This window comes from Niastella soli, from assembly GCF_017742245.1.
Classification (GTDB): Bacteria; Bacteroidota; Bacteroidia; order Chitinophagales; family Chitinophagaceae; genus Niastella; species Niastella soli.
In genome coordinates, this window is sequence record NZ_JAGHKO010000017.1 from 101,962 (window position 1) to 120,823 (window position 18,862).

The window sequence follows — 18,862 nt, forward strand, 5'->3', positions numbered from 1 at the left end:
ATGAAGAACATTGTATTAATGAATTAGAAAGTAAATCAATAACTGATGTTACCGACCTAACGCCTGTTTTGTATCTGGTTGTTTTATTTTCTTTTTGATCAGTCGCCTATAGGGATGGGAGTATTTACCCCTGTGGCCGCAGCGGTGCCAAAATTGGGCGATCCATCTGCATTCCAGGTTAATTTTTGCATTCTTGGGCTGCGGGCACCGTTGGTGGTGGCAGCAGTGCTACGCGCATGGTATACAAACCAGTTTTCGGTATGTAGCAAGCCATTTCCATCGGTATAACTACTGGTAAAAAAGCCGTTGTGCCCTGGCCCATAAACAGCGTTCGCATCATTTCTGACAAACACCTGTTTTTTATTGATCCAGTCGGCTGCGGTTGTTGGATCACCGCCGCTTTTTAACTGTATTTGTGCCAGGCAATAATTATCGCTGCTGTAACGGCTGGCGGAATAGATAATAAAGACCGGGCTGCTGGCATCTTTTTGCAGCATAATAGGACCTTCGTTTACGCCGGCGCCTAATGAATTAGGTTCATATTTTTCCCAGTTATTGGTAGGTGAAGAAATTTTGACGCGAGCGCCACTTATCGTCCAGGGGTTCGACATAGGGGCCAGGTAAATGTATTGCTTATATTTAGTAGCTATATTTTCCCACCCTGACCAGATGAAATAATTGTTGCTGCCGATGGTAAGCACCGAGCCATCTATAGCCCACTGATCACTTGTATCAGCTATTTTTCCTTTGTACGTCCATGTACCCGTGGTAGGGTCTGCATTTGCATTCTCCAAAACAAACATCCGGTGATTATCATCACTGCCATTGTCAGCGGCAAAATAAATATACCATTTGCCCGACAGGAAATGTAATTCGGGCGCCCATATATTGGAGGAATGATCTGTACCAGCAGGCGGCGTAAAGACCAGGGTTTCGGTCATGGCTGCCAACAACGACATGGAAGGTGTTTTTGTAATGGTGATCCTGTTGCCTTTGGTTGACAGAAAATAATAATACCCATCTTTTTGTGCTACATACGGGTCGGGACGGCCGGCATTGACCAACGGATTCTGAAAATTGAGGTTGCGAAATTCAAAAAGGTCCTGCGTGCCCGTTACACTGGCTTGTTGTCTTATTTTTCTGCCCGGTGTATTATCATCAGGGTCTACCACCATTTTCATCCCAGTTGCTTTATTAGTAAGCGCAAACAAATTGTTGCTGCCGGAATAACTAATGGCCCAACGTTGCGCATCGGTACCATTATCAGTTCCCTGTTGCAGTATATCACCGGAAGTTGTGGAAGGCGATTGCAGACATTTGTTACTGGTAACATTGACCAGCTTATAATAAGTGGCGTCCGTTTTTATGAGTTTCCATTTTTGCCCGTTATTGGGAAACCAGGACCATTGCTGAATTTTAGCAGCATCGGCCGTTGAGTTTCCTGTAACTTCTACTACCGGGCCATAAGGCAATGATGATAAACCCCGGATACGGTAGACCGCACTGTCTATCAATGTGCCCAATGGTGGGGCCGCCTTAATTGAAATTTTTGCTTCATTTAGTATTGGCGTATCCACAGGAGGGATACTGTTCAGGTAGGTTTTCAGGCAGCCAGCCGCCAGTAAGGAAAGGGCGAAACCGGTTGCTATAAATAATTTTTCTCTCATAAGACAATTAATCGTTAGTTGTTAAGCAAGCAGTTAAATATACTATTACAGGCTTTCATTGTACACTATCTATAACGAATGTATGTAGTCGGAATGCTGCAATATGTTCGTTATGGCAATTCAAAATAAATCAATAGATCCAGTAACGCTTGTTCAACTTTTTGTTTATTTGTCTCATATTTTAATTCAGCATGTATCGGCCATTGCTGTTCAATGATTTTCCGCGCTTCTTCCGAACTCAATCAATTTTTACCGCATATAAATAGCCATCAGCGCTTCCAAAATAAAGAACACCTTCTTTAACAATAGGTGTAGCCAGAATGCCGCCCAGTTTCATGATCTTTTGTTCGCCAACGAGGGTAAGCGAATCGTTACCATAAAGCGTAAAATCTTTTCTGAAATGTCCTGTGGAATCATATACAGTTGAATAATTCCGCTTGCTTTCATCGGTCTGGAATATCCATTGAAGATGACCGCTCTTTTGACCGAACCCGTAAAGATGTCCATCAAACGCCGCAGTAAAGATCAGTGTATCATAACCTACTGGGGTATTGTAAGATCGCAGGGGTAGTGCTGTTTTCCACTCAACTTCTCCATAGAAATTATTCAGGGAGTAGAACTTATGAGAGTCGGAAGTACCAAAATAGATCCTGCCATCCTTTTCATATGGAGTTGAAATGATCCAACTGCCATATTCTTTCATATTCCAAAGCCCGGCCCCTGTGGACCTGTTCAATGCATACAGGTTATAATCCCTGCTGCCGAAATAGATGGCATCATTGGTTACAAGCGCCGCTTTTTGAATTTCACCTTTAGGAAAGAACCGGTCGCCGATAGTTTTAAATTTCCAGATAAGTTTTCCGGTTATTTCATTCAAAGCATAAAAACTGCCATCAAAGCTGCCAACGTAAACCGTGTCATGCTTAACAACCGGATCGGCATGAACAATGCCACCGGTGGTATAATGCCAAAGCTCCTTACCGTTCAGCGCATTGATAGCATATACATTACCATTACCACTTCCAATAAACAAACTTCCTTTATGATATACGGGCGATGACCGGTAGTAATCCCACAGGTCATATTTCTGTTCAACTTTAGTCATGAATTTCCACAGCAATTTTCCGTTAACTGCATTCAATGCATATACATTGCCATCATCGCAACCAAAAAATACTTTACCAGCCGCTACCGTTGCAGATGACCGGATAGGTCTCCCCGCAATATATTTCCACAACATTTGCCCATTACTCAATGAATTACAATAAAAATTACCGTCTTCGCTTCCGAAATAAATAGCTGAGTTGTCAATACAGGGGGTACTCACAATCCGGCCCTGTGTGGGATATTTCCAAACCGTGGTTCCTGTTTTAGTTTGCGCATTGCTATTACAAAATAAAAAAAGCGATAACACGAAGACGTAATAATTCATAACGGGGTTTATTTTTCCTAAACTCTAAATATATAATTTTTCCTGTTGTAATAAATGAAAAATCAATGTCTGTACTGCAATTCGTTTGCATCCCACCTATTTAACCCTGTTCCTAACGGTGTTCCACCAATAGTTTAACACTTATTGCAAAAAACAACACGGCTATTGTCAAAACTGCACGGTTATCAATTATAACCTCTGAAATAAGCATTGTTCGTTAGCTTTAATGAGTACCAGTTATGCAACATTTTCTCGCCATTAATATTAAATCTTATAATTATGATCAACACGCTTATCCGGAAGAATGTAATTCTTCTTTTACTCGCCGTCAATTTCGTTAGTTGCAGAAAAGACATCAAATCCACCGAGGACATCACAGATGATACTCCTGTTAAATTAAAGGGAGTCATTCCCGTAACCTTCGATTGGAAAACGGTGGATTATATGCCCACTCCTCCGGGGCAAACGCTCATTCCGGTACCGTGGATTGGGCAGGGGAGCCTTACATCCCTGTATGGAATTGATGTTATTGGTGACAACAGACACGAGGATGGATGGATATTATTGTATAGTACTTTTGACGCTAATGCTTCGGGCCCGCTGCAAAATCCGTACTTTATATTATATAACAGATTCAGGGGGTTGATGCGTATATTCCTCTACCTTACCGGTAATTTTGCATTAGAATCGAGTCATCTTACGAATGGTATGACCTTATTATCCGGTACCCCTTCTCAAATGCTCGCCTATATGGGTAATAATTTTGTTGACCTCACGCAACCGCATATGTCTTTTACGCAAATAGAAAAAGCGCCCATCGATGGCTCAATGCCCATGGCAACCAACAAATGGTTCATGATGCAGTATGAACTAGCCTATGACCCACAACTGGCCTCCATTCCATTTACCAATATGCAACTTAGCTGGTTTACAAATTATAATGCCATTTCTCAAATCTCACTAGGGGGGAATATTGATGGAACGATCAAGGGCACGATCGCAGCCTCCGGGGAAGGGTCAAACAACGTATTAAAATCTGCCCTTGGCAATGCTGGAAAAATTGCCGGAACAGTAGGTTTGGCTGCGGTAGGAAGCCAGTTTCTTAATAATGCGGCAGGAAATTATCCGGGCAAAAATTTTACTTATGATAGCCAGGGAAATGTAACCGGCGATGAGAATCACAATTCGAATAACAACCTGGGTTTGCCGGATAAGCTGTTCACATCGATGAAAGATGGAATGGCAGCAGGTCTCTCGGCAGCAACCGGTAATATTCCCGGTGCGGTTGCAGGTGTATTCAGTGCTATCTTTGGTGGTTCTTCCCAACCCCAACAACAGACCGTCAGCCTGAATCTTAATGCGACTCTCACCCTGAATGGCACGACTACTGCACCCGGCTCATTCCCTGCCAGTCCAACGTCAATTTGGGTACCAGGAACACAAGGACTGACCGCTTCGAACAGCGCCAATATTCAGGGATATATTCCTTTATATGAAAATCCATTAGGTGTTTTCAGTTTAAGCAGTGCCCCCACGGCGATTAAGGAGAGCTATTCTATTCAAAACGCCGATAGAAGTTATGAAAACAGGACCGAAGTTGCTATTAATACCAATTCATACACCATTCAGTTTAATCCGGCAGTAGTCAATGGTACTGCTAATGGCGCCACTATATCCAATCTGACGCAGGAAGTGGTTATAGAACGGACCGGTAACGAAGATGTATATGGTACCAGGGAACAGGTAGGCGATATAGTATATTGGACGGAACCAGCATCGAACGCTGTAGTAGCGTATAATGTTGGCAGACAGCAGCACCCCTACCCCATTATTGATCAGGCCTGGTTACGCATATCATTCGATATAACGCCCAACAATAATCCTGCCGCCAGAACAAAGATCATCAAGACCTTTGTTGCACACTTCTAATGGAATAAGTCTTTAAACAATAAAGCAACCCCCGGATAGTTTACAATCTGTTCGGGGGTGCTTTTCTCCAGTACCCTTATTTTGCCCCTTTCAAACTAATTTGAAGTAAATTGTGTTCTATACGACACATGCAAAACAAAATTCAACAAGCATTCGGTAATATTGACATCTATCTGTTTGACCAACTACTGAAAGGACGCTTTGACAACTGCAAAAAAGTATTGGATGTTGGCTGCGGTAATGGACGAAACCTGATCTATTTTTTACGCAACGGGTACGAGGTGTTTGGGGTTGACCCACACCCGCAGGCAATTGAAACAGTTAAGGAATTATCAGTCACGCTAGCCCCTGATAACCCGCTGGGAAATTTCACGGTTTGTGCCGCAGAAAATTTGCCCTATCCCGATGCAACATTTGACTTGATAATTTGCAGCGCAGTATTGCATTTTGCAAAGGATGGCCAGCATTTTGACGCCATGCTACGGTCTATGTTTCGGGTTTTAAGACCAGGCGGTTACTTCTTTGCCCGGTTAGCGTCTGATATGGGTATAGAGCACCTGATAAAACCACTAGGCAATGATCGCTATTTACTGCCCGATGGCTCAGAACGCTTTTTAGTTAATGAACAGGTGTTGTTAAAATATACCAACCAATTGGGGGTTTTATATGAACCCATTAAAACTACCAACGTGCAAAATATGAGATGCATGACAACCTGGTGTGTTCAGAAACACTAATATAGATCAATGCTTGTATAGTACTTTCAAATTTTTGGTAACTTACGTATCATACAACAAATCGGCAGCAGGTATGAATACGAAAGAAACAGCATCTGCAGATGAGCACGGTTTATCAGGATCGGGGTCATCAATAAACACCGTACAAGTTGAACAAAAGCGCTATGAGATGCCGCCCCGGGACGGGTTTACAGTTGCACACTTCCTCACCGTCGCCGACATCGACCGATCGGCACGTTTCTACGAAAAAGTTTTCGATGGTAGTATTCTGAGCAAAGGCGACAGCAGCGGCGCACCAGCTTATATTAAAATTGCGAATACCTGGCTTATTGTCAACGTAGGGGGTGGACCAACACCCGACAAGCCAACGGTAACACTTTGTGTCCCCGACCCCGACAAGATCAACAGCTTTATGAATATCCGTGTTGCGGATATTCAGGCTTGTTACGAACTATGGAAAAGTCGGGGAGCCGAGTTCATCACGGAGCCGATCCCGAAGTATGGCGAGATTCGCTGCTACATACGCGATCCGGACGGTTATATTATCGAGGTCGGACAGAGTACCGACCTTACTTACGGATAGCGATCGGCCTGGTGATTTTACTACACTCGGTGATCTCCCTTGAGCGAATCATTTCTACTTTATCCGCCAGGGCGGATCTTTCCTGTTTTTACCCGCATAGTAAAGTATTAATTGATTCCCATCGGGGTCTTTAAGCCTTGCTTCCCGCCACAACCAGGTTTGGTCTGTTGGTAAAGTCTCAAACTCAACGCCTAAGTCTATGAGTTTTTTAACGTCCTCGTCTAATGTCTCTGTTTCAAAATAAGTCCAGGTTGAGTCGTTTATCCTTTCAGTTGATTGATGTAACGAAAAAGTTGTTTCACCGGCCTGGCATTCAAATCTTGCGTAGGCAGGAAGTGCTTTTACAATGAGTCTTAATCCAAGTTTTTGGTAAAACTCAATTGATCTCTCAACGTCCTTTACAGAAATGGTGATCTGGTTTAGATTTAACTTCATAGTTTTTGGCTACAGTCTGTGTCAAAATTAAAGATCTGGACCAGAATTTCGAACTAGCCTTTTAATTTTTAGTAATTCAGAGCCTCTTTTATTATTTTAATTCGGCCAGCAACGCTATAACATCTTTCTCCTCGTTGAAATTGGTTTTGTTTTCTTTTATAAAATTTTTGATCAACTCTTTTTTATCAGGATAGATATTGATGATCTCTTGTTGGCTATTGCCTTTTAACAGCACCCTGCCTTTCAGCAGAAAAAACTTCTTCTGATAAGTCAACTCAGAATAGCTTCTGAAGTTATGGTTTGAATACGCATTCGTCACATTGTTGCTTACGGTTGCACTATTCCTTTTGTCGAGACCGGAATGTTCAATTGAAACTGATTGCGGAACTGGTCTATTGTAAATGAGCGCCAGCAGGGTCATCATATTGGAACAAGTAGTTAATACCATGTAAAATTTTTCATGGTAGGGCAGAAACTTCTTTCCGTTGATGTATACCGTATCGATGGTTTCCATACTGGTTAGTTCCATGTACTGGCCATCCTTCATAAAACCGATCTGCTGATTGTTGGTATTGTAATTCAGCCGGGCCTTTTCTGTACTGCCAGATTTCATCAACACACTTCCTTCTACAAAATCGGCAAACAAATAACCTGCGGCGCGTATACTGTCGGCGTGGGTTGTAACCTGTGAATGGGCAGCGATGGCAATAAGGCAAGCCAATCCTGCTATAAGAGGGGCGATGATCTTTCTCATGTGTTGTTTTGGTTAAGTTACCTACAATTTACGAAACACCCTGCTAATACCGTTACATCCCGTATGGGTTTTGTTTTTATGGCTGCGTCCCACCGGGCTTGCATCTATTGAGGCTATTTTATATATTGGGGCTTTATTAGCATACTATGAAATATAGTTTAGTTGTATTTGGTTTACTCGCCATGTTTGGTTGTTCTGAAAACGCACCTAAGAAAAAGCTTGATCCCCGGGTTAAAAACGTAGTTTTTTTAAACGTTGAACCTGGGAAACGGCCAACAGGCGCCCTTGATCTTAGGTTGTCTGTAATAGACACCACCCAGAATACCTTTGCTACCAATTATAATGTGCTTGCTTTGAATGGCGACCAGGAGGTCGGTTTGATGATCAGTATTCCCAAAGACACCGGAACGAGTCCATTTTCAGATGGTTTTACACTGAAAAGCGTTGGAGAACCCAGTAATCATTTGTTGGAACTGTTATCTTATCCGGATGTTCACCAGCCAGGTGATTCAGTACTATTTGTTGCTGAAATAACAGCCCGGTATGTAGACATTCGCAAAATGGCAAAACAATATAAGGAAGGCGAAGTAGAAAAGCTTGGCGGTGATTATAAATTGTTTTTTGATATCAACGGAGGAGATGAACCCGCCGAATTGTATATAAATGTTGATCCTGCTGCCAAATGGATCGAGATAAAGGAAAAGCATCCTGACTATCGTTCCGGAATAATAAAAGCACTTTCGGGAACAAGCCTTGTAGGGCCAGGTATACCCGGTTCTTATAATTGATCTTCGTTACCAGGGTATTTCTCCTGTTCCAGGATTATTTTCCTCACTAAAATATTTTCCTGTTGGGCCATCATTGTCAATTAGGGCATATTTTACTATCCGTTTTCCGGCATCTTCAACAGTTCCGGGCCCACGATGTCCATTGAAATCTGTTTTTGTATATCCCGGGCAAACGGCATTTATTTTGAAGTTGGTATTTTTTAATTCGTATGCCAAAACAACTGTGTACATATTCAAGGCTGATTTTGAAGAAAGATATACAACACCTTTGTAGTCGTAGTATTTATATGTTGGGTCGCTGTGCAGGGCAATTGAACCTTGACTTGAACTTACATTTACAATACGAGGTTCTGACGACTTTTTCAATAAATCAATAAACGCCTGTGTAACTCGCACCACGCCGTAAACATTTGAATCATAAGCTACTTTAAACTGGTCAATGGTTGAGTCAAGTGCCGTTTGTGGGTAACCTCCATAAACACCCGCATTATTAATAAGGATGTCCAACACTTTTGTTTTTTTGCCTATTTCCTTACGGGCTTTAATTACTGATTCGTCATCTGTAATATCAAGCTGAATAACTTCTACATTGCTTAATCCATTCGCTTTTAATTTACCAATGGCTTCAATGCCATTTTCTAAATTTCGACTGCCGAGGTAAACATAAATTCCTTTTTGAGCAAGTTGCTGTACAACTTCAAAGCCAATGCTTTTGTTAGCCCCTGTTACTAATGCAAATTTCATTTCTTGTGTGAATTTTATGAGGCAAAAGTAGAGGGCCAAAAAATAGCGGAAATGGACAAATCATTTTATTTCCCCGACAAATCTTGCTTGGGCAAAAATTCACTTGCACTTTTGCCCGTGCTTTTTTTGAAGAGCCTTGAAAAATAATCAGGGTCATTAAAACCCAATTCATAGGCCAAATCTTTGATAGAAATATTAGAATAACGCAATTTTCTCTGAGCTTCCGTTATCAAACGGTTAATAAAATAATCCTTTGGCGATGTTCCAGCATATTCTTTTACAATCCGGTATAAACTGTTTGTAGATAAAGCTAATTTTTCTGCAATTGCGTTGATAGAAGGTTGCTCTGTAAGGTACGTCTCCACGACTAATTTGAACTCGATAAACTTTGAAAGGTTAGTGTTTAAGAGATTGACGGGTTCTTTGTTTTTGAAATAAGCGCCGTTTAATTCTGATAGCAATGAGTTCAAATAAGCTAATATTATTTCAGTGTCGGTCTCATTTTTATCTAAGTGAAGTATCTGATTTAAAATTTCAAAAACCTTTATTACTCTTTCTTTTGCAGCACTGTTAAAAACTATGGTTTGAGCATTTAAAGGGTTGACTAAAAAGGGAAACTGTTGTGGCAACAATGCCAAAGTATTTTCATCAAACAGCAGCTTGAAATATTTAAGATTGTCTGCTTTAGCAGGTGGTGTAAAAATTTGATTTGGCATTGCAAAAAGCAAGTGCCCGTCAGTAAGCGTAAAGTCTTGTAAGTCTATATTGTATGTAATTGAACCGCTTTCAATTAATACAATAAAATAAGAAGATAATCTGCGAGGTTGCAGCAATTTTTTTTGAATATCAACAGAAAGATAAGGATTGTCGTTTGAGCGTATCTTTATTCCCAGCTCATCATTCTGTAAGCCCTCATATTTCCCTTTTTGTTCTTGCATAATATTTACTCAAAATTTTGTAGGGTGTCGCCATACAATGACCGCTAATTTTGTGATCGGGTTATTTTTCACACCGTTTATTCGACAATATACTGATTTATACGTCAAAAAGCGTCACGCCACCTCTTTTGCGGCATCAAGAGGCTACTTTATTGCTCATGATAACTCGAACCTTCTGGTCATAAAAGAATAGCCCCTTACTTTATTTTTATCTTTTAGAAATAATAGTTGCAGATTTTCCATTATAGTCTTTAATAAATTTAATTTCCAGTCGCAACCTTCAAAAGCTTCTTAAAAAATTTTCCAATGCTATATGAAACACTCATCGTTATACACATTGGGCAAACCCCAAACCTAAAAAATGTCAAAGCAACTTTTTTGTACCAGGATAAATTTGCGGGAACTATCGGGCAACTTACACCATCGCCTTCATATTCTTTAATGTTCCAAATATTTATGCTTTCTTTCATCGTCAGGCTATTTTATTTATGCGAAAAAATGATAAATGCAGTATGTAAAGAGCGCAACTGAAGTTATACAGAGGATTATTTTTGTTCTTTTGGTCATAGTTAATGTTTTACAAGATTGTCAATAAGTGATTACTTTTCTTGATTCAGTTATTTATACCAAAAGGAACAAACTATCACCCCCAGGAAGCAACGAATTGCAGCAATTATTTTTTGCTTTCTCTTCTTAATTGTTCTATGCATTTATACTTTTGATTAGAAGCAGTATGTTTATTCTTCCACCCCATTTTTATAATCAGGCTTTCCATTGGTTCATTGAAATAAAAAATTGCTTTTAATATTCTTTGACAATTTGCTGTTAATTTTTTAAGCCAGATTAAAAGATCATTTCCATTCCCATATGCAGTTCCTTTTTCATCGGTCGCCATATCTGGTAAACAATCTTCAACAGCAACCATTACAGACCGGCTGTCCCGCAATTTTTTAAGCCATAAATTCTTTGAAATGGAAAACATATATGTTTTAAGTGACGCCGTTAAAAGAAATTCAGGTTGCCTTATTTTGCTGAGCAGAACAATAACCGATTCCTGAAAAATATCTTCTGCGTCTTGTTCGCTCCCAGTGTTTTGTCTGATGTATTTTGTAACTGAAGGGAAGCAGCTTTCATACAAGTAATCAAACGCTGCATTTTCCTCATTTTTTAATTGACTCAATAAGCTGTCATCTGATATTTCAGGCATACTTTCTATTGTTTATCCATTCTTTATACCAAATTTCTGAAGTTATCACCCATCCGGATTGCTTTTTTTTGACAACCACAATCCGCTACCCTAATTGCAGTACAATCGGAAGGCATAAATTTTGTTATAAAATTATAAATTGATAATATGAGCACACTTAAATTTAATAAAGTTTTCAATTCTTTCTCAGTTAACGATTTAGAAGCCGCGTTCAACTTTTATGGCAATATACTCCAGCTCAATGTTTCCAAACTGCCCATGAATGTGTTAAGACTTAATATACCCGGAAATGAGCATGGCATGATAATATACGAAAAGGACAATCATGAGCCCGCCAGTTATACCGTATTAAATTTTGATGTCGATGAGGTGGAAAAAGCAGTGGACGAACTGGTAACTCGAGGTATTGTATTTGAACACTATGATAGTGGCCCATTGAAAACGGATAATAAAGGCATATGCCGGGGTTCCGGGCCGGTAATTGCATGGTTCAAAGATCCAGCAGGTAATTTTCTTTCTATACTCTCAGAAAAATAATCCTGTATTCATTAACAGCCAGGTAAGTTTTATGCCGACTATTCAACATTAGTCCAACAGCCTGTTGGGTTATTTCCTCGTCAAGTCAAATTATTAGGAGTTTCGTTTAATTTTTGAAATTCCTGCAAGCATTTTGAGCAAAGACAATTATCATAATTGTCTTTTAAATAGGTCAACACCTGAGTTGACAATTGAATATCCTCACACCAACACCCCCTTGACTCGTTCTGACAGGTAAACGGCACTTCACATTTGGAGCATTTCTTAATCATTAATGATATTTTAGTGAGTTATTATCAGTTTTCGAAACAAGCTCAATGTACGACGTCTCATACTGGTCCTGCATGATTTAATCCGTATATTTAAAAAAATTAGATGTACTAAATACAAAGCACCCCAATAGCATGCAATTATCCGAAGCGATATCGTTGATTCAAAGAGGAATTTTGCCGCATAGCTCACCACAAACCTGGGCCGACCTCGGCGCCGGCAATGGATTATTCTCAGAAGCCTTATTCTCCATTTTACCATCGGGTTCAACTATCCATTCGGTTGATTTGCATAAACAACCTGGTCCGGAACGTCATCCCGCGATCATTTTTCACCAGGCAGATTTTGTGAAGGACAAATTACCAATTCCACCCCTCGACGGTATATTAATGGCCAATTCGCTTCATTATGTACAAGAACAGGTAGCCTGTATCAAAAAATTAAAAACCCATTTCCGCAATGGCTCAGGAGCTTTTATTCTGATTGAATATGACACAGATAAAGGAAATCAATGGGTCCCTTTTCCCATTTCGTATGCACGGGCACGGTCGATATTTGGGGAGGCAGGCTTTTCCAAAATCGAAAAAATAGGAGAACGCCAATCCATGTTCCGCAGAGATTCAATTTATGCAGCTTTAATTAGTTCACCCACTGGCTAAAAGCCGAAAGCCATTAGTTTTCAGGATGGCTGCTATTTTAACGCCAATTTAAGAGAAGCGCTTTCAGTTCAAGGTTTGCATTTATGGAGGGTAATTTATTGGTAAAATATAGAAAACTCCACATTATATTTGTCCCTAAACTTATAAGATACATGCGTTTGATCAATCTTGCTTTTAGTATGGTATTGGCCCTGGCGCTGACGGGCTGTAGTAATAAAGATAAAAACGAACCCAGATGCACTACCGCAGCAGAAGATGATGCCACCATGCAGAAATATATTAATGATAATGGCATTTCCGCTACCAAACATGCCAGTGGGATCTATTACCAGATCATTGAGCCGGGCACCGGTGCCACCCCCACAATTAATTCAACGGTGAAAGCCAATTATACAGGGAAATTCACCAATAACTCATCTTTCGATTCAGGAGTAGCAAGTTTTCCGTTGGGAGGTGTAATTGTAGGCTGGCAAATAGGTATTCCCCTTATCAAGCAGGGCGGAAAGATAAAATTGATCATTCCGCCTTACCTGGCTTATGGATGTAGTGATTACAGGGGCATTCCAGGCAATTCTGTTCTGGTATTTGATGTAGAATTACAGGAAGTTCAGTAGCCCACAGAGGAGATCACTGATGATATTTCACCCACAAAAAAAGGAAATACTATTGTATTTCCTTTTTTTGTGGGGTCGAGGGTAGTTCTATAGAACCTATTCCCCCTGAAGGTTTCACTGAAACGCCTCATTGAATCAATAGAACAGTTCCCTTGAACTGTTTGCGATTTCCTTCGTGATCAGTGAGCACGATCATCCAAATGTAATTACCCGCAGGTTGTATCAAGCCATTAAGGGTCCCATCCCATCCACTGCCGGCATCTTTTGATTTATACACCAATTGACCCCACCGGTTAAAGATCTGCATATCGAAACTTTTAATAAATGCATGGTCTTTCACCCTGAAAACATCATTAACTCCATCCCTGTTGGGTGTAAATGCATTCGGCATAAACAGTTCGCATAGCCCCCTTTTTATCGTAATTTCATCCCCTGCGGTTTCGCACTGATTGGTTATAGCAACTTTGTAGGTACCAGGTTGCGTAACAGTAAATGTAGCGCCGTTCGATCCATCCTGCCAAACAACAGAGGCATTCCTGGCTACAGGCTTAAGAACAATGGTCATTCCATCACACAGGGTAGTATCATTTCCAAGATATGCGTTTAAAACAAGGTATTCGACATGAGTAGTATCGGTAGCAGTGCAACCATTGTTGCCGGTTACAGTTACCCAATAAGTGCCTGCAAGGTCTGTTTTGATAGATTCCGTACTGGCACCATTGTTCCATATATAAGTAGCGTTGGCACTATACGCATCCAATGTAATGGCGCTTCCGCGGCAAATGGCGGTGTCATTGTTGAGGCTAAACGGAGGCGCTGGCTTATAACTTACATGTAGAGTATCTGAAGCCGTACACCCGTCTTTTTGCGCCTGCAGCCAGTAAGTACCTGCTTGTGTTATTACCATTGAATCGGCATGGGAGCCATTCTGCCATAGGTACGTCGATGCACTCACAGGCTGGAGCAGCCTTTTCTCTCCTTCGCATAGTTCAATATCATTTCCCAAATTAAATACTGGTGACGGCTTGAAGGTAATATTTATAGCATCGCTGGCAGTACTTTTTCCATTGGTTACCGTTACCGAATAGGCCCCTGATTGTTTAACTGTAATGCTGCTATCAGCAGAACCGGTATTCCACAGATAGGTGGTACCTCTTGGTTGATTACGGGCAGTAAGTACGAGGGAGTCTCCCTGGCAAAGGGTAGTATCATTTCCTAACTCAACAGTTAATACCAGGGGCGCTCTCTTTAAAAAAGAAATAGCGGATCCATTGGTAACACATATTTCAGGTATGCCATCGATATCAGCATCTACTACAGTTACGTAAGCAGGGGTGTTGCCTGCGGCATAATCCATTTTAGGAGCAAATGACAGGAAGCCTCCGATAGTTGTATTTTCAAATACAGATACCGCAGCGGCAGTATAAGCGGCAGCCACCAGATCGGGTTTTGCATCGCCCGTTACATCTGCTATGGCTATTCCGAGAGGAGAATTAACCATCAGATCCTGTTTGGAACCAAAAGAAATAGCTCCGGTTGTACTGGTGTTTGTAAACAAAGAAACAGTGGAGGAGGCAAAATTACTGACAGCCATATCAACTTTTCCATCTCCATTCAAATCGCCCATGGATATTACTTCGGGGTTACTGCCTGTTACATAATCCTTCCTGCCAGAAAATGCAACAGACCCAGGTGTGCTGCTGTTGCGAAAAACAGAAACGCTGGCCGATCCGTTATTGGTAACGGCAATATCGGGTTTACCGTCTCCATCCATATCGCCTATAAAAACTTCGTGGGGGTTGTCACCCGTATTATAAGTAACGGCCGGGGCAAAAGTAGGCCACCAGGTGGTACCGAAGGGGCAGGTATTCAGGTATACCGAAATAGTTCCATGACTTGTATTGGTAACAGGGTCAACGATCCTATTGCCGTCAGCCACTACCAAATCGGGTTTGCCATCGCCATCCACATCATTGATGGCTGCACCAAACGGTATGCTTGACGGCCCTGCCGGGAAATCGAACCTGTTAAAGGTAAACGCCAATGGGGTCACGATGTTTAAATAAGCAGAAAATTCTTTAGTCGCAATGGATGTATGTGCAATGTCGGGTTTGCCATCACCATTTATATCACCCATAGCCAGCCCTTCCAATCCATATTGGGTTGACCATGCCGTTTCATACATAAATGTACTACCTGGAATACGTGAATTATTGAAAACAGAAATACACGACCCTCCCTTATTGGCAACCACCAAATCAGGATAACCATCAACATTCACGTCAGAGGCCACCAGGCCTAAAAAATTGGTGTTAGATAAAAAACCATATTGAAAGTCTCGTTTGGCGTATGACGCAGGAGTAAGATTGGTACCGGAAATAATATTAAAAGGCAATCTGGAGTAAGCGGTAAGACCATTTGTGGTGACCGTTATATAACTGTAAGTAGCGCCGGCCGGAACCGTAACGGTAAGGCTACCAGTTGTGGCAGCGGTTACCACCGCTCTCATCGCGCCAATAAAAACAATGTTATTGGTTGCTGTGGTGCTGAAATTGCTGCCAATGATCACTACAGTTGCACCAGCCGGTGCGGCTAATGGAGAGATTGAACTAATGGATGGTTGCGCAAAAAGTGGTGACGAAAAGAGAACAGCAAGCAGAATAACCGGAAATCGATGAAAGACTTTCTTCAGTTCGCTACAGAGCATAGGTATTTTATTGTAATTTCTAAGGGTTAAGACGCCTTCCGGTTCAGAAGACAAAATATAAAAATGTTTTTAAAAAGGCAAAAAAGCCTCCCGACGAGGTCGGCAGGCTTCAAAAAAGTGGAGTCGAGGGAAGTTCTATCGAACCCCTATTCGCTTTCCTGCAGTTTGGTGAATCAATAATATTTGTACAAATGTCCCTTTAGCGAAACAGGTAGTTTTTAATTCTGCCCTGTTCATTTTGGCGTTTTAAAACCATGAACAATCTGGACTTTGGCTACACTAGTAATATATTCTTCCCCTAACTGACGAACAAAAGTAAACAACCGCAAACATGAGGCGGCTACAATAGTACAGTTTTATGCAGACAAAAAATTTCCCGGAAGCCGCAAACCTTCTTCACCTGACAAGACTTTCTGCATCACCATTTGAAGTCTCTTAGGAATTAGATCGATTTCAAGCTGATTAAGCGGCTGCAGCAGCTCAATGAATTCATCCTCGTCATCATAGTATCCGAACTGTAATACCCATTTATTATCAGCTAGTAAGCGGACCGCCATCTCCTTGTCCTCTTCATAAATATGCACTTTTATTACTGCCCACTGTTCGTCGTCCGCATCTTCAAAGTACACCTCTACGGTATCTTTATTTACTACTTCTGTCACGATTTTCTCCACCAGGGAGCCAGGATGCTTTTTTACCAGTTCTTCGTATGTCATATTATTTGCCTAAGATGTTGTAAAGATAATGAGTATAAGTATTCGCTGAATTATCCATTTGTACATCTATGAATTTGGCGACCTTTTTTATTCATTCATGTTAGCAACAAAATTGCTTCATTAATTTAACCTGGTCTGATGTAACTCTTGTTTGATCATAAGCCAGATACAAGGTGGTTTCCGTTGGGGCAATACCGCTCCAGACAACCTTCAGATCATCTTCTAACAGATAATCTGCTGCTATTGTCAAAGCATTGCAGTGTTTAAGAGATTTTAAGATAACATTTATATCGGGTATTACACAGTAGGGTTTAATAACCGGGCGTTTATAAAAATTCTTTTGCCAGAACCTTCGTATGATAGCAAGGTCTGTAGTATAGGCGATCCAAGGTTGTGATAACAGCCATGCTTCTGCATTTTCCAGATCTTTTGTACTGACGTATTTATCAAATATTGCGGTATCGATTGTTTTGCTGCCGACGATGATATAGGTCTCTTGCCGCACAGGCTCAAAAACAAGGCTCTTGTAATCGGTCAACCTGGTTGCTACCACAAAATCCAGTGTCCCTTTGTTCAACCTGGAAAGTAAGTCTTTGGTGCGTCCAAAAGACAAAATAAGATTGGCATCGATAGTGGCTATTCTCTCAGACAATACAGCCTGAAAATACTCCTGTACACAACCTAAACGGATGATTGGCAATTGCTTTTTTAAGCACGCGGCATTGAAATTCGCTTCTACCTTCTCTAATTTTGACAATGGTTCAACAACCTGTGTATAAAACAATTTACCATAATCTGTAGGTACTATTTTGGGCTTCCGTTCAAATAATGTTTTCCCAATATTCGCTTCCAAAGAAGAAAGATGCTGACTCACATTCGGCTGTGATATAAACAAGGCCTTCGAAGCAGCTGTTAGTGATCCTGTTTCATAAACTGCTTTAAACGTTCTGTACCACTCCAGATTTACCATACCATAAAGCTATAAATAATTTTATAACCGCCCATAAATCACATTATTTTATTTATATGTATCTGCGGCGGAAATTTGCCTTTAAATAATAAAAAATGGAAATATTACCACAGGTACAGGAAGTATTGAATTACATGAAGTCTGTTAAGGTTACAGATATCGAAGACAAGTTGCAGGCGTCAAGAGTATTCTATGAAAGATTGAATCCACTTGCCGGAGAACAGGAAGCCGTATATGCTGTCGATGACAGTCATATCGAATTACCTGACCGAAAAATTAATATCAGAATTTACAGACCGAGCGAAAAAAAAGCATTGCCGGCAGTAGTCTATTTTCACGGGGGCGGATTCTTCAAAGGTAGTCTTGAAACGCATGACCGTCCTTTGCGGCAGCTTGCTAATTTATCAGGTGTAGTCGTTATTTCCGTTGATTACAGGCTTGCTCCTGAGTACCCTTTTCCTCATGGTTTGAATGACTGTCTTGATGCCACTGAATGGATAATGAACCATGCAACAGCGCTGGATATAAACAGCCATCTCGTAGCAGTAGCCGGAGATAGCGCAGGGGGGGCGTTAGCTACTGCTGTAGCAGGAAGGTTGAATAAGATTGTTTGCCAGGTCCTCATATATCCCGTTACTGACTCATCTTTTACTACTCATTCCTGGGCAGCGTTTGCAGATGGCCCTGTTGTAACTTTAAAAAGCGCTATCGAGTTATGGGAGTATTATACGGAAGATAAAATAAATGCGGCGCCGATATACAACGATGATCTGTATAGCATGCCGGATGCATTCATTATAACAGCAGAATATGATCCGTTGGTGGACGAAGCGGCAGCTTACGCAAAGAAACTTCGCAGTGCGAACGTGGAGGTAACTGAAAAGGTTTATCCAAAAATGATACATGGTTTCTTTCAAATGGGAGGAATAATAGATCAGGGCAAAGAGGCAATTGCAACTGTAGCCGGGTATATCAGGTATAAATTAGTAAAGTGAAGCAGTTCATAGAAGTCGGTTGGCTTGTTATTCGAACCCAAAACAGTTCATTTAATTCTACCGGTTCAAAATGCGTTTTTACCGACATTGCCACCCTGTTAACCTAGGGCTGGTTGCCTCCGGACTTGCTGGCAAATAGTTTTGTGGCATGAAAACATGGAAAAACATGATGATCGAGAT

At 41.0% G+C, this 18,862-nt stretch carries 20 protein-coding genes; 8 read left to right on the forward strand and 12 right to left on the reverse strand.

Annotation, left to right across the window (positions count from 1 at the left end):
- Nucleotides 1-98: 98 nt before the first annotated feature.
- Both J7I42_RS31225 and J7I42_RS31230 read right to left on the reverse strand, forming a co-directional pair.
- Nucleotides 99-1,667, reverse strand: coding sequence for a family 43 glycosylhydrolase (locus J7I42_RS31225; RefSeq protein ID WP_209143731.1), 1,569 nt, complete (start codon nt 1,665-1,667; stop codon nt 99-101).
- A gap of 238 nt (nt 1,668-1,905) precedes the next feature.
- Nucleotides 1,906-3,099, reverse strand: coding sequence for an outer membrane protein assembly factor BamB family protein (locus J7I42_RS31230; RefSeq protein WP_209143733.1), 1,194 nt, complete (start codon nt 3,097-3,099; stop codon nt 1,906-1,908).
- A 279-nt stretch (nt 3,100-3,378) separates the two neighbouring features.
- On the opposite strand from J7I42_RS31230, the gene J7I42_RS31235 reads away from it, so the two are divergent.
- The 3 genes from J7I42_RS31235 (at nt 3,379) to J7I42_RS31245 (ending at nt 6,348) form a co-directional block, all read left to right on the forward strand.
- Nucleotides 3,379-5,028 (forward strand): hypothetical protein, encoded by a 1,650-nt coding sequence (locus J7I42_RS31235; protein ID WP_209143735.1) that lies wholly within the window; start codon nt 3,379-3,381, stop codon nt 5,026-5,028.
- A gap of 128 nt (nt 5,029-5,156) precedes the next feature.
- Nucleotides 5,157-5,765: a class I SAM-dependent methyltransferase gene (locus tag J7I42_RS31240; protein WP_209143737.1), complete on the forward strand. Its 609-nt coding sequence runs from the start codon at nt 5,157-5,159 to the stop codon at nt 5,763-5,765.
- Nucleotides 5,766-5,838: 73 nt separating this feature from the next.
- On the forward strand, nt 5,839-6,348 hold the full coding sequence (locus tag J7I42_RS31245) for a VOC family protein (RefSeq protein WP_209143739.1): 510 nt from the start codon (nt 5,839-5,841) through the stop codon (nt 6,346-6,348).
- 54 nt (nt 6,349-6,402) lie between these two features.
- Here the strand turns inward: J7I42_RS31245 and J7I42_RS31250 are convergent, their stop codons facing one another.
- Nucleotides 6,403-6,783 (reverse strand): VOC family protein, encoded by a 381-nt coding sequence (locus J7I42_RS31250; protein ID WP_209143741.1) that lies wholly within the window; start codon nt 6,781-6,783, stop codon nt 6,403-6,405.
- Between the two features lie 91 nt (nt 6,784-6,874).
- Entirely contained in the window at nt 6,875-7,537 is a 663-nt protein-coding gene (locus J7I42_RS31255) for a hypothetical protein (RefSeq protein ID WP_209143743.1), read from the reverse strand.
- Nucleotides 7,538-7,683: 146 nt separating this feature from the next.
- Between J7I42_RS31255 and J7I42_RS31260 the strand changes: the two genes are divergently transcribed.
- Nucleotides 7,684-8,325: a hypothetical protein gene (locus J7I42_RS31260; RefSeq protein WP_209143745.1), complete on the forward strand. Its 642-nt coding sequence runs from the start codon at nt 7,684-7,686 to the stop codon at nt 8,323-8,325.
- 6 nt (nt 8,326-8,331) lie between these two features.
- On the opposite strand, the gene J7I42_RS31265 is transcribed toward J7I42_RS31260, so the two are convergent.
- From J7I42_RS31265 to J7I42_RS31280, 4 genes are all read right to left on the reverse strand, one after another.
- Nucleotides 8,332-9,069 carry an SDR family oxidoreductase gene (locus tag J7I42_RS31265; RefSeq protein WP_209143747.1) on the reverse strand — a complete coding sequence of 246 codons (738 nt, stop codon included), beginning with the start codon at nt 9,067-9,069 and terminating at the stop codon, nt 8,332-8,334.
- A gap of 65 nt (nt 9,070-9,134) precedes the next feature.
- Nucleotides 9,135-10,007 carry a helix-turn-helix domain-containing protein gene (locus J7I42_RS31270; protein WP_209143749.1) on the reverse strand — a complete coding sequence of 291 codons (873 nt, stop codon included), beginning with the start codon at nt 10,005-10,007 and terminating at the stop codon, nt 9,135-9,137.
- Nucleotides 10,008-10,267: 260 nt separating this feature from the next.
- Nucleotides 10,268-10,477 carry a hypothetical protein gene (locus tag J7I42_RS31275; protein WP_209143751.1) on the reverse strand — a complete coding sequence of 70 codons (210 nt, stop codon included), beginning with the start codon at nt 10,475-10,477 and terminating at the stop codon, nt 10,268-10,270.
- Between the two features lie 203 nt (nt 10,478-10,680).
- Nucleotides 10,681-11,214 (reverse strand): RNA polymerase sigma factor, encoded by a 534-nt coding sequence (locus J7I42_RS31280; protein WP_209143753.1) that lies wholly within the window; start codon nt 11,212-11,214, stop codon nt 10,681-10,683.
- Between the two features lie 147 nt (nt 11,215-11,361).
- Between J7I42_RS31280 and J7I42_RS31285 the strand changes: the two genes are divergently transcribed.
- Nucleotides 11,362-11,751: a VOC family protein gene (locus J7I42_RS31285; RefSeq protein ID WP_209143755.1), complete on the forward strand. Its 390-nt coding sequence runs from the start codon at nt 11,362-11,364 to the stop codon at nt 11,749-11,751.
- A gap of 80 nt (nt 11,752-11,831) precedes the next feature.
- Here the strand turns inward: J7I42_RS31285 and J7I42_RS35800 are convergent, their stop codons facing one another.
- Nucleotides 11,832-12,023 (reverse strand): cysteine-rich CWC family protein, encoded by a 192-nt coding sequence (locus J7I42_RS35800; RefSeq protein ID WP_209143757.1) that lies wholly within the window; start codon nt 12,021-12,023, stop codon nt 11,832-11,834.
- 132 nt (nt 12,024-12,155) lie between these two features.
- On the opposite strand from J7I42_RS35800, the gene J7I42_RS31295 reads away from it, so the two are divergent.
- Both J7I42_RS31295 and J7I42_RS31300 read left to right on the forward strand, forming a co-directional pair.
- The gene (locus J7I42_RS31295; protein ID WP_209143759.1) at nt 12,156-12,680 is read left to right on the forward strand and encodes a class I SAM-dependent methyltransferase; all 525 of its coding nucleotides are present in this window, start codon (nt 12,156-12,158) and stop codon (nt 12,678-12,680) included.
- A 152-nt stretch (nt 12,681-12,832) separates the two neighbouring features.
- Nucleotides 12,833-13,294 carry an FKBP-type peptidyl-prolyl cis-trans isomerase gene (locus J7I42_RS31300; RefSeq protein WP_209143761.1) on the forward strand — a complete coding sequence of 154 codons (462 nt, stop codon included), beginning with the start codon at nt 12,833-12,835 and terminating at the stop codon, nt 13,292-13,294.
- A gap of 127 nt (nt 13,295-13,421) precedes the next feature.
- On the opposite strand, the gene J7I42_RS31305 is transcribed toward J7I42_RS31300, so the two are convergent.
- The 3 genes from J7I42_RS31305 to J7I42_RS31315 all read right to left on the reverse strand — a co-directional run bounded on the left by J7I42_RS31305 (nt 13,422) and on the right by J7I42_RS31315 (nt 17,687).
- Entirely contained in the window at nt 13,422-16,001 is a 2,580-nt protein-coding gene (locus J7I42_RS31305; protein WP_209143763.1) for an FG-GAP-like repeat-containing protein, read from the reverse strand.
- A 356-nt stretch (nt 16,002-16,357) separates the two neighbouring features.
- Nucleotides 16,358-16,717 (reverse strand): hypothetical protein, encoded by a 360-nt coding sequence (locus tag J7I42_RS31310; RefSeq protein ID WP_209143765.1) that lies wholly within the window; start codon nt 16,715-16,717, stop codon nt 16,358-16,360.
- A 100-nt stretch (nt 16,718-16,817) separates the two neighbouring features.
- Nucleotides 16,818-17,687: a LysR family transcriptional regulator gene (locus tag J7I42_RS31315; protein ID WP_209143767.1), complete on the reverse strand. Its 870-nt coding sequence runs from the start codon at nt 17,685-17,687 to the stop codon at nt 16,818-16,820.
- A 95-nt stretch (nt 17,688-17,782) separates the two neighbouring features.
- Here J7I42_RS31315 and J7I42_RS31320 point away from each other — a divergent pair, with 95 nt between their 5' ends.
- On the forward strand, nt 17,783-18,682 hold the full coding sequence (locus J7I42_RS31320; protein WP_209143769.1) for an alpha/beta hydrolase: 900 nt from the start codon (nt 17,783-17,785) through the stop codon (nt 18,680-18,682).
- Nucleotides 18,683-18,862 lie beyond the last annotated feature (180 nt).